The organism is Burkholderia sp. AU16741, from assembly GCF_002223345.1.
Classification (GTDB): domain Bacteria; phylum Pseudomonadota; class Gammaproteobacteria; order Burkholderiales; family Burkholderiaceae; genus Burkholderia; species Burkholderia sola.
The window spans coordinates 640,641-652,244 of record NZ_NKEZ01000003.1; the positions used below are offsets into that span (position 1 = coordinate 640,641).

Consider the following 11,604-nt stretch of genomic DNA (forward strand, 5'->3'; position numbering starts at 1 on the left):
TCGACGGCACGCATGACGGCCGCCGTGCCCGCGGCGCAGCATCGCGCGGCGGTGGCCGCTTTGCCGTATCGGGGCGCGCGGATTGGTACAATCGCGCCCTTGCGGCTGTTGCGCCGCATCACGGCGCGGCGTCGGCATTGTCGGTGTCATCCGACCCTGCAATGATGCATGCGCCCGTTGTTCCGGAACATTCGAGTATCGAGGAGAACACCTGATGAAGTTGGATTGGCGTAAAGTGGCCGCGCATGCGGTGGTGGCGGCATCGGCGGTGGCGGCAGGCAGCGCGTTTGCCGCGGATCTGAAGGAGATCCGGTTCGGCGTCGAGGCCTCGTACGCACCGTTCGAATACAAGACGCCCGACGGCAAGCTGACCGGCTTCGACATCGACATCGGCAACGCGGTGTGCGCGAAGCTGAAGACGAAGTGCGTGTGGGTCGAGAACGACTTCGACGGCCTGATCCCGGCGCTGCAGGCGCGCAAGTTCGACGCGATCAACTCGGACATGACGATCACCGACCAGCGCAAGCACGCGATCGCGTTCACCGATCCGATCTACACCATTCCGAACCAGCTGATCGCGAAGCAGGGCAGCGGCCTGCTGCCGACCCCGCAATCGCTGAAGGGCAAGCGCGTCGGCGTGCTGCAGGGCACGATCCAGGAAGCGTACGCGAAGAAGAAGTGGGCGCCGGCCGGCGTTGAAGTCGTGCCGTACCAGACGCAGGATCTGGCCTATGCCGACCTGAAGTCGGGCCGTCTCGACGCGACGTTCCAGGATTCGGAAGCCGGCTCGAAGGGCTTCCTGACGAAGCCGCAAGGCCAGGGCTTCGCGTTCGCGGGCGGCACGGTCAGCGACGCCGAGATCCTCGGCTCGGGCGTGGGCTTCGGCCTGCGCAAGAACGACGCGGCGCTGAAGACCGCGCTCGATCAGGCGCTGAAGGACCTGAAGGCCGACGGCACGATCGACACCCTCGCGAAGAAGTACTTCAGCGTGCCCGTGACGCTCAAGTAAGCGCCGCGCCCAAGCGCACGCTGTAAAAAAACCGGCCGCCGATGCGGCCGGTTTGCTTTTGCGGAGCGAAAACGACGGAAGGCGCGCCGGCCGTCAGCCGGGCTGCGCGGCGAAGAACCGGCCCAGTTCGCGCGCGAGTTCGTTGAGCACGGCCATCTCCTGCTGCGAGATCTTGCGCGCGGGTTGCGCGCCGGCCCAGTCGCCGTACAGCAGCGCGACGCTCGTCGTGCCGACGTGCACGGGCAGCAGCACGAACGCGCGCGCGTCGTCGAACGCGTCGAGATACCACGCGGGCAGGCGCTTCATCATCTTCGGCTCCTGCGCCTGCTCGATGAAGATACCGACCGAGTTCGAGATCGCGAGATGAAACACGTCCGGCTCGAAGCGTTCGTCGAAATGCAGCCGGTCGAGCGCCGTATCGACGCCGGGGCCGAAACCCAGGCGTGCGGCGAACGTGCCGTCGTCGTGCCGCAAGAACATCACGGTGCGCGTGAACGCGAGGCCGGCCAGCAGGCTTTCCGACGCGAGCGCGAGCACCGGCGTCAGCACGTGCTCGGACGGCAGCGCACGCAGGTCGGCGAGGCCGGCTTCGAGGCATGCCTGGGGCTCGGCCTGCGCACGCGCGATCGCATCGGCGTTCGCGCGCAGCTCGACGATCTCGCGCATCACGGTGTCGCTCGTTTCCTCGCGGGCCAGCCGCTCGGCGATCTCGACGAGCGCGTCGGACTCCATGCCGAGTTCGGCGCCGTAGTGCTGCGCGAGCGCCGCGATGCGCGCGTCGCGCTGCGCGCCCGCGGACATGGCGAGCGCACCGGCGACGTCGGTCGAGCAGCGACTCACCGCGCGCAGCCAATGGACGCGCGCGGCCGGACCGTCGTCGGCCGAAGCCGAGCGGCGGCCGTCACCGTTATCGTCGTCGAACGCGTCGGCGCGGGTGGCGTGATCGTCGTCGGCCATCCCCGCGCGGATCATGTCGGGCAGCCGCCAGCGCGCGGCCGCTTCGAGGCCGATCTCGTCGAAGCCGACGCCGAGCACGTCGACGCAGGCGGCCGCTTCGTCGCCGTTCAGCTCGGCCGCGCGGCGGCGGATGCGGTCCCATTCGCTGTCGAGATAGCAGACCACCAGCAGCTTGCCGACCTGGCGCATCAGCGTGCAGACGACGGCTTCCTCGCCGCCGCGCAGCTCGGTGTGCTCGGTGAGCTTGCGCGCGACGCAGCCGGACAGCAGCGCACGGTTGAGCTCCAGCTTCGCGTCGATGCGCCGCGGCGTGCTCTGATGGAAGTGGTCGACGAGCTTCAGCCCGACCACGAGATGGCCGACGGCGTCCATGCCGAGCACCATCAGCGCGCGCGTCACGGTGGTGATGTTGCCGCCGAACGCCATGTACATCGCGGAGTTCGCGAGCCGCAGCACTTTCTGCGTGAGTGCGAAGTCCGACAGCACGACGCGCACGAGCGCGGTGAAGTCGAGGTCGTCGTTCTTCATCGCGGCCATCGTCGCGCGCAGCGATTCCGACAGCAGCGGGAAATCGCCCCGTTCGTTCATCCGGGCCCACAGCTTGTCGAGCAGTGCGGTGCGGGGCAGGTATTCGGTGGTTGACATACGGATCTGTTCGGTTCGCCGCGCGCGTCAGGCGGCGGCGTGCAGGTGCAGCTGCTGCGCCTCGAAGCGCCGCGCGAGCTCCTCGGACGGCAGCGCCTGGCAGACGAGCCAGCCCTGGATGTGATTGCAGCCCATCTCCGTCAGCAGCTCGCGCTGCGCCTCGGTCTCGACGCCTTCGGCGACGAGCTCGAGATCCAGTGTCTGCGCGAGGCCGACCACCGCCGACACGATCGCGCGGTCGTTGCGCGACGTGAGCAGGTTCTCGACGAAACTGCGGTCGATCTTCAGCTTCGCGAGCGGGAAGCGCTGCAGATAGGCAAGGCTCGAGTAGCCGGTGCCGAAATCGTCGATCGCGAAGCGGATGCCGAGACCGGTCAGTTCCTCGAGCAGCATTTTCGCGTGCGCGGGATCGTGCATCAGCAGGCTTTCGGTGATTTCGAGCACGATGCGGCGCGGGTCGATGCCGGTCAGCGCGATCGCCTCGCGCACGTTTTGCGTGAAGCGCGGGTCGCGGAACTGCTGCGGCGACACGTTGACCGCTACGTATTGCAGCGCGAGCCCCTGGCCGTCCCACGCGACGAGCTGCATGCACGCGGCCTTGAGCACCCAGTTGCCGAGGTAGTTGATCAGGCCGATCGATTCGGCGAGCGGGATGAAGGTGGCCGGCGGCACGAGGCCGTGCACCGGATGGCGCCAGCGGATCAGCGCCTCGACGCCGACCACCGCGCCCGACTGGCTGCGCGTGATCGGCTGGAAATGCAGCGAAAACTCGCCGTTGCGCACGCCGTCGTACAGGTCGGCTTCGAGCTTGAGCCGTTCGGCGTCGGCCGGATCGTCGACGGGCGCGTGGAACGCGAGCGCGTTGCCGCCCGATGCCTTCGCCTGGGAGAGCGCGTGGTCGGCGCGGCGCAGCAGCGGGCTGTGATGCTGCGCGCGATGCGGCGCGGCACGTTCGTCCGGATAGAGCGCGATGCCGATGCTCGCGGACAGGTGCACGGTCTGCCCCTGGAACACGTAGGGCTCGCGCACCGCGGCCTGCAGCCGGCGCGCGAGCGAATCGGCGGCGTGGCTCGCCTGCGCGCGGTCCGGCGCGCCCAGCACGATCGCGAACTTGTCGCTCGCGACGCGCGCGAGCTGCACGTCCGGCGTGATGCGCGCCTTCAACCGCTGCGCGGTCTCGCGCAGCAGCATGTCGCCCGCGTCGTAGCCGAGCGCGCGATTGATCCGCTGGTAGTCGTCGAGGTCGAGCAGCAGCAGCGCCGCGCAGGTGCCGTCCTCGTCGGCGGTCTGCTGCGCGCGCATCAGCGCCGGCACGAGCGCGGACAGGTTGCCGAGCCCCGTCATCGGGTCGTGATGCATTTCGTACGTCAGGCGTGCCTCGAGCGCGCGCCACGACGACACGTCGAACGCCGCGATCGCGAAGCCGTCGACGCCGTGGTGGCGGCTCTTGAACGCGCGAACCTCGACGTCCAGCGGGTAGGTGAGCGACTTGACGATGCACATCGTCGCCTTCTCGACCTGGCCCGAACGCGCGGCGCGAGCGAGCAGGCCTTCGAGCGCCGGGGTATCCTGTTCGGCGATCAGGTCGCGCAGCGTCAGCGTATGCAGGTAGTCGCGGTGGTAGCCGATGAAGCGCAGGCTCGCGTCGGACACGTACAGAAAGCGTAGCTCGCGGTCGACGTGGGCGAGGAAATCCACCGTGCCGACCGTCTGTTCCAGCCAGTTGCGCACGGAGTCGTCGCGTCGCGGCGCCACGGCGCGCGCGGGCATCAGCGCGCCGCCCGACCGAGCGAAGCGGCGCAGCGTATGCAAGGCGCTGCGCCAGGAGCCCTTGCGTGACGTCTGTTTCCTGTTGGCTTCCATGTTTCTCGCTGACGTGAAGGGCTGGAACCGGTTGTCCGGAAGGAATAACGGCAGACTGTGCGAAATCTTTAACGGGCCGGCCCCGGGCGCGCTGCCGCGGAGCCGGATCTTTCAGGCGGATGTTCGTCAGGCGAACGCCCGCGTGGCCTATATTGAGGCCGACTTTATAAGAAATGAGGACGCAGATGAAGCGAAAACTGTTGCTGGGCGCCGTGGCGGCGCTGGTGGCCGGCCATGCGCTGCTGGCGCAGGCGGAACTGAAACCGGGCGCCGCGGCGCCCGATTTCACGACGCGGGCGTCGCTGGGCGGCAAGACTTACACGTACTCGCTCGCGGACGCGCTGAAGCAGGGGCCGGTCGTGCTGTATTTCTATCCGGCGGCGTTCACGAAGGGCTGCACGATCGAGGCGCATGCGTTCGCGGACGCGGTCGACCGTTACAAGGCTTACGGCGCGACGGTGATCGGCGTGTCGGCCGACAACATCGACACGCTGACGAAGTTCTCGGTGAGCGAGTGCCGCAGCAAGTTCCCGGTGGCGGCCGACCCGGACGCGAAGATCATCCGCGAGTACGACGCGAAGCTGCCGGCGCTCGATCGCGCGAACCGCGTGTCCTACGTGATTTCGCCGGAAGGGAAGGTTCTCTACGAATACACGAGCCTGTCGCCCGACAAGCACGTCGAGAACACGCTCGCCGCCGTGAAGGCGTGGGCCGACGCGCATCCGAAGCAGTAAGCGGCTGGCCCGCGCGTGAAAACGGCCCGTCGTGCGGGCCGCGTTCACGGGCATGCGCCGCCTCCCGGCCGCGCACAACCGGCCGTTACGCGCGCAGCGCCTGCTCGATCGGCACGCTGCCGCCGACGAAGCCGACGACCTTGCGCGAGATGCCGAGCTTGATCGCCTCGATCGCGGCCCATGCGACATCCTGGCGCGAGACGGGCGGCGCGGGCTCGAGCCACGTGTCGGTCAGCGCGATCTTGCCGACGCCCGGATCGTCCGTGAGCGGGCCCGGGCGCAGGATCACGTAGTCGACGCCCGACGCGATCACGCGATCGTCGCCTTCGCGCTTCATCTGCGAATAGTGGTGCAACGCGTGCGGCCCGCCCTCGGGCCGGTAGGCGGACAGCGAGCTGACCACCACGAGCTTCTGCGCGTTGTAGGCGAGCGCGTAGTCGGCCGCGCGGGCGACCGCATCGCGGTCGACCTGTTCCTCTTCGGTGGCACCCTCCGATTCGGCCGAGCCGGCCGCGTAGATCACGTGCGTGATGCCCTGGAAAGCGTGCGAGAAATCGTTCGTCAGATCGGCCTCGACGACCCGTGCGCCCGCCAGCGCATAGCCGTGCCGGCGCACGAGCGCCGTGACCTCGAACTCCGGCTGCTTGAGCAGCAGATCCGCGCAGGCCTGACCCGTCCGTCCGGTCGCGCCAATCAGCAGTACCTTCGTCGTCATGAAACCGCTCCTTGCTCGATGCGTCATCCGTCCAGATAGGGACGGACGACCGATAACTCAAGTGTAATGTCGAATCGGCGCCGGCGGCGGGTGTGTAATCAGGGGCATACCGACAGCGGGCATACCGGCAACGCGGACACCGGCACGCGGGGCTGGCGGTCATTCATTCACACGGATTCGGGAATGACGCGCCGACCGGCTATCATGTGCGCGATGCATTTTTCGCCGCTACGTGTGCATAACGCGTCGGCCCACCGGTTGGAGTACACATGGCATTACCCCTGGACAACGTCAGCATGGCCGTGTTCTGCGACTTCGAGAACGTCGCGCTCGGCGTGCGCGACGCGAAGTACGAGAAATTCGACATCAAGCCCGTGCTGGAGCGCCTGCTGCTGAAAGGCAGCATCGTCGTGAAGAAGGCCTATTGCGACTGGGATCGCTACAAGGGCTTCAAGGCGTCGATGCACGAAGCGAGCTTCGAGCTGATCGAGATCCCGCACGTGCGCCAGTCGGGCAAGAATTCGGCCGACATCCGGCTCGTCGTGGACGCGCTCGATCTCTGCTACACGAAGTCGCACGTCGATACGTTCGTGATCATCAGCGGCGATTCGGATTTTTCGCCGCTCGTGTCGAAGCTGCGCGAGAACGCGAAGAAGGTGATCGGCGTCGGCGTGAAGAAATCGACGTCGGATCTGCTGGTCGCGAACTGCGACGAATTCATCTTCTACGACGATCTGGTGCGCGAGCAGCAGCGTGCGCTCGCGAAGCGCGAACAGCAGCAGCGCGCGGGCAACGGCGGCGCGAAGCGGCCCGACGAGCCGTCGCGCAAGCACGACATGGACGCGCGCAAGGCCGAGGCGATCGCGCTGGCGGTCGAGACGTTCGACGCGCTCGCGTCGGAGCGCGACGACGTCGGCAAGATCTGGGCGTCGGTGCTCAAGAGCGCGATCAAGCGCCGCAAGCCGGATTTCAACGAGTCGTACTACGGGTTCCGCGCGTTCGGCAACCTGCTCGACGAGGCGCAGGCGCGCGGCCTGCTCGAAGTGGGGCGCGACGACAAGTCGGGCGCGTTCGTGTCGCGGGCTCGCCAGTCGGCCGCAGCCGAGCACGTTGCGGCGGGCGGTGAAGGCGGTGCGGTGCACCACGGCGGCCACCACGGCGCGCGCGCGGCGGAGCCGGCGCCGGCCGGCCGCGAGGCGCGCCGCCGCGGGCAGCGGGCGGAAGCGCTCGTTCACGAAAGCGTGCAGATCGATGCGGAAGACGCGGCGTTTGCCGAGATCGCCGCCGCGGCGCCGGCCGACACGCCCGACACGCCCGACACGCCCGACACGCCCGAGGTGGCCGACGCGCACGGCGACGCGAAGGATGGCCGCAAGCGCGCGCGCAAGAGCGCGGCCAAGAAGACCGCCGCGAAGAAGGGGGCGGCCGCGAAGGGCGCCGGTCGCCAGGCGGCGGGCAAGCCGGACGTCGCCGCGCAGGGCGATGCGACGCACGGTGGCGAAGCGCACGCGCCCGGCCGGCATGCGGATGAACCGCATCGCGACGCCGCGCATGACGAGCGACACGCGGCGACCTCCGCCGAGCCGGCGCACGGCGCTTCCAGCGCTCGGGACGAGGCCGTGCACCCGTCGCATGACGTCGCACCGGTCGAAGGCGCTCCCGAAGCACCGGCCGCCGCCAAGCCGAAGAAACCGGCCCGCAAGGCGGCGCCGCGCGCACGTCGCCCGCGCAAGACGACGGCTGCGGCCGAGTAACGGCAGCGGCGGCAGCCGCGCAGTCGGCCGGGTTTCGTCCGCAACCGGGCGACACCCGCGCCGCGCTGGCCGGGCCGGCGCCACGCCGGCCGGCCGCGCTACCCGTTCAGCACATACGGCCGCGTCATCACTTCGAGGAAGTGACCGTCCGGATCGTCGAAGTACACGCCGCGTCCGCCGTTGTGGCGGTAGATGTCGTCGGCGTGCCGCTTCGCCGGATCGGCCCAGTGCGGCAATCCCCGTTCGCGAATGCGCGCGAGCACGCGATCGAAGGCGGCTTCGTCGATCAGGAACGCGTAATGCTGCGACCGGATCTCTCCCGCCTGTTCGTAAAAATCGAGCGACACGCCGTTGTCGAGCGCGACGACCAGCATCGCGCCGAACGGCGTCGGCGGCGGCAAGTCCAGCAGTTCGGTGAGGAAGCGGCTCGACGCATGCTTGTCGCGGCACCAGACGATCGTGTGATTGAGCTGGACGTTCATGGCGGACTCCCGTGCGGCGGGGCGGCGGTGGATATGGGCACACGATAGCCGATCGCGGCCGGCAAACAAGGCCGGCAACCGAGCGCGTCAACCAGGCGCAAAAAGACGGCTGCCCCGAGGGGCAGCCGCTTTCGTCACTCGCCGGCGACCGCCGGCCCGCCGGTATTGCCGCGGCGGTTGCGGCGCTTCTCGGCCCACACGCGGAAGCGGTCCATGTACAGGTAGACGACGGGCGTCGTATAGAGCGTCAGCACCTGCGACACGATCAGGCCGCCGGCGATCGCGATCCCGAGCGGCGCGCGCAATTCGGCGCCGTCGCCGTTGCCGAACGCGAGCGGCAGCGCGCCGAGCAGCGCCGCCATCGTCGTCATCATGATCGGCCGGAAGCGCAGCAGGCACGCCTCGTGGATCGCGTCGAACGACGACTTCCCGTTGTTGCGCGTCTGGTCGATCGCGAAGTCGACCATCATGATCGCGTTCTTCTTCACGATACCGATCAGCAGGATCACGCCGATCAGCGCGATGATGCTGAACTCGGTCTTGAACAGCAGCAGCGCGAGCAGCGCGCCGACGCCGGCCGACGGCAGCGTCGACAGGATCGTGATCGGGTGGATGTAGCTCTCGTACAGGATCCCGAGCACGATGTAGACGGCCAGCAGCGCCGCGAGGATCAGGATCGGCTGATCGTTCAGCGACTGCTGGAACGCCTGCGCGGTGCCCTGGAAGCTGCCGACGATCGTCGGCGGCACGCCGATCTGCGCCATCGTCTGATAGATCACCTGGGTCGCCTGCGACAGCGACACGCCCGGCGGCAGGTTGAACGAGATCGTCGTCGCGACGAACAGCCCCTGGTGGTTGACCGACAGCGGCGTCGTGCTCGGCCCGAACGTCGCGATCGCCGACAGCGGGATCATCGTCGACTTCGACGTCGACACCGACGCACCCGACGACGCGCTCGACTTGCCGCTCGCCGCGATCGCGTTGAGCGCCTGGTTGCGCGCGGAATCGGACGCGATCGCCGCGGCGCTCTGCGCGGCCGTGCCGGCGCTCGACGTGCCGGCCGAGGTCGCGACGTAGGTGCCGGCGGCGGCGTTGGTGGTCTGCGAGCCGTTCGCGCTGCCGCCCGACGTGCTGATCCATACCTGGTTCAGCATTTCCGGGCTCTGCCAGTATTTCGGCGCGACTTCCATCACGACGTGGTACTGGTTCAGCGGGTTGTAGATCGTCGAGACCTGGCGCTGGCCGAACGCGTCGTACAGCGTGTTGTCGATCTGCGCGGGCTTGATGCCGAACCGCGCGGCCGTCGCGCGGTCGATCGTCACCATCGCCTCGAGGCCGCCTTGCTGCTGGTCGGAGTTCACGTCGGTCAGCTCGGGGCGCTTCTGCAGCGCCTCGGTCAGGATCGGCCCCCACTTGTACAGGTCGGCGCTCGAATCGCCGAGCAGCGTGAACTGGTACTGCGCGTTGCTCTGCCGGCCGCCGACGCGGATGTCCTGCGCCGCCTGCAGGAACGTGCGCGCGCCCGCCACGTCCGCCAGCCTCGGGCGCAGTTGCTGGATCACCTGGTCGGCCGACAGCTTGCGCTCGGTGCGGTCCTTCAGCGTGACGAACATGAAGCCGGAGTTGGTCTGCGTGCCGCCCGTGAAGCCCGCGACGCTCTTCACGTTCGGGTTGCCCTGCACGATCCGCATCATCTCGGAGAACTTCAGCTTCATCGCCTGGAACGACGTCGACTGATCGGCCTGGATGCCGCCGATCATCAGGCCGGTGTCCTGCTGCGGGAAGAAGCCCTTCGGCACGACGACGTACAGGTAGACGTTCAGCCCGATCGTCGCGAACAGCGTCAGCAGGATCAGCAGCGGCCGGCGCAGCGCCCACGACAGCGAGCGCTCGTAGCCGCGCTGCATGCGCGCGAAGCCGCGTTCGAGGAAACGCCCGAAGCGGCCCTCGCTTTGCGGGTCGTGCTGTTCGGGCAGCAGGCGCGCGCACATCATCGGCGTGACCGTGAGCGATACCGCGAGCGACACCGCGATCGCGAGCGACAGCGTCAGCGCGAATTCGCGGAACAGGCGCCCGACGATCCCGCCCATCAGCAGGATCGGCAGGAACACCGCGACGAGCGAGATGCTCATCGACAGCACCGTGAAGCCGACTTCGCGCGCGCCGTCGAACGCGGCCTGCATCCGCGACTTGCCGTTCTCGATGTGCCGCGAGATGTTCTCGAGCACGACGATCGCGTCGTCGACGACGAAGCCGGTCGCGACGATCAGCGCCATCAGCGACAGGTTGTCGATCGAGAAGCCCAACAGGTACATCGCGCCGAACGTGCCGACGATCGAGATCGGCACCGCCACGCTCGGGATCAGCGTCGCGCGCCAGTTGCGCAGGAACAGGAACACGACCATCACGACGAGGCTGATCGCGATCAGCAGCGTGTGCTCGGTGTCCTTCAGCGACGCGCGGATGGTGGTCGAGCGGTCGAGCACCGGCGTGACCGTGATGTCGGCCGGCAGCGACGCGGTGAGCTGCGGCAGCGCCGCGCGCACGCGGTCGAGCGTCTCGATGATGTTCGCGCCCGGCGAGCGGTAGAGGATCACGAGCACCGCGCGCTTGCCGTTCGACAAACCGAGGTTGCGCAGATCCTCGACCGAATCGACGACGTCGGACAGATCGGACAGCCGCACGGCCGAGCCGTTGCGGTACGCGACGACGAGGTCGCGGTATTGCGATGCCTGGGACGCCTGGTCGTTCGTGTAGAGCTGGAAGCGCTGCGGGCCGAACTCGATCGCGCCCTTCGGCGCGTTGGCGTTCGCGGAAGCCAGCGCCGCGCGCACGTCCTCGAGGCCGATCCCGTAGTGGAACAGCGATTGCGGTTCGAGCTCGACGCGCACGGCCGGGTTCGCGGAGCCGCTCACGGTGACCTGGCCGATTCCGTCGATCTGCGACAGCGACTGCTGCAGCACCGTCGACGCGGCGTCGTACACCTTCGCGGGCGACGCCGTCTCCGAGGTCAGCGACACGACCATGATCGGCGAATCGGCCGGGTTGACCTTGCGGTAGGTCGGGTTGCTCTTCAGCGCGGCGGGCAGGTCGGCGCGCGCCGCGTTGATCGCGGCCTGCACGTCGCGCGCGGCGCCGTCGATGTCGCGGTTCAGGCCGAACTGCAGGATGATCCGCGCATTGCCGACCGTGCTCGTCGACGTCATTTCGGAGACGTCCGCGATCGAGCCGAGGTGTCGCTCCAGCGGGCTCGTCACGCTGGTCGCGACCGTCTCCGGGCTCGCGCCCGGCAGCGACGCCTGCACCGAGATCGTCGGGAAGTCGACCTGCGGCAGCGGCGACACCGGCAGCTTGATGAACGCGAACAGGCCCGCGAGCGCGACGCCGAGCGCGAGCAGCGTCGTCGCGACGGGGCGGGTGATGAAGGGGCGCGACAGGTTCATCG

General features: G+C 68.4%; 8 protein-coding genes. 3 read left to right on the forward strand and 5 right to left on the reverse strand.

Going from position 1 to position 11,604, the window contains the following annotated elements; genetic code table 11:
• Positions 1–214: 214 nt before the first annotated feature.
• Positions 215–1,009 carry an ABC transporter substrate-binding protein gene (locus CFB89_RS05510; protein ID WP_089467031.1) on the forward strand — a complete coding sequence of 265 codons (795 nt, stop codon included), beginning with the start codon at positions 215–217 and terminating at the stop codon, positions 1,007–1,009.
• Between the two features lie 93 nt (positions 1,010–1,102).
• Here the strand turns inward: CFB89_RS05510 and CFB89_RS05515 are convergent, their stop codons facing one another.
• Both CFB89_RS05515 and cdpA read right to left on the reverse strand, forming a co-directional pair.
• On the reverse strand, positions 1,103–2,611 hold the full coding sequence (locus CFB89_RS05515) for an HDOD domain-containing protein (protein ID WP_089467032.1): 1,509 nt from the start codon (positions 2,609–2,611) through the stop codon (positions 1,103–1,105).
• 27 nt (positions 2,612–2,638) lie between these two features.
• Positions 2,639–4,381, reverse strand: coding sequence for a cyclic di-GMP phosphodiesterase CdpA (gene cdpA, locus CFB89_RS05520; protein WP_218828341.1), 1,743 nt, complete (start codon positions 4,379–4,381; stop codon positions 2,639–2,641).
• Between the two features lie 278 nt (positions 4,382–4,659).
• On the opposite strand from cdpA, the gene CFB89_RS05525 reads away from it, so the two are divergent.
• Positions 4,660–5,208: a peroxiredoxin gene (locus CFB89_RS05525; RefSeq protein ID WP_089467034.1), complete on the forward strand. Its 549-nt coding sequence runs from the start codon at positions 4,660–4,662 to the stop codon at positions 5,206–5,208.
• 85 nt (positions 5,209–5,293) lie between these two features.
• Here the strand turns inward: CFB89_RS05525 and CFB89_RS05530 are convergent, their stop codons facing one another.
• Positions 5,294–5,923 (reverse strand): SDR family oxidoreductase, encoded by a 630-nt coding sequence (locus tag CFB89_RS05530; protein WP_089467035.1) that lies wholly within the window; start codon positions 5,921–5,923, stop codon positions 5,294–5,296.
• A gap of 269 nt (positions 5,924–6,192) precedes the next feature.
• Here CFB89_RS05530 and CFB89_RS05535 point away from each other — a divergent pair, with 269 nt between their 5' ends.
• Positions 6,193–7,677, forward strand: coding sequence for an NYN domain-containing protein (locus tag CFB89_RS05535; protein WP_089467036.1), 1,485 nt, complete (start codon positions 6,193–6,195; stop codon positions 7,675–7,677).
• 98 nt (positions 7,678–7,775) lie between these two features.
• Here CFB89_RS05535 and CFB89_RS05540 read toward each other — a convergent pair whose 3' ends face one another.
• On the reverse strand, positions 7,776–8,159 hold the full coding sequence (locus CFB89_RS05540) for a VOC family protein (protein WP_089467037.1): 384 nt from the start codon (positions 8,157–8,159) through the stop codon (positions 7,776–7,778).
• 134 nt (positions 8,160–8,293) lie between these two features.
• Positions 8,294–11,602 (reverse strand): efflux RND transporter permease subunit, encoded by a 3,309-nt coding sequence (locus tag CFB89_RS05545; RefSeq protein ID WP_089467038.1) that lies wholly within the window; start codon positions 11,600–11,602, stop codon positions 8,294–8,296.
• Between the last annotated feature and the right edge of the window lie 2 nt (positions 11,603–11,604).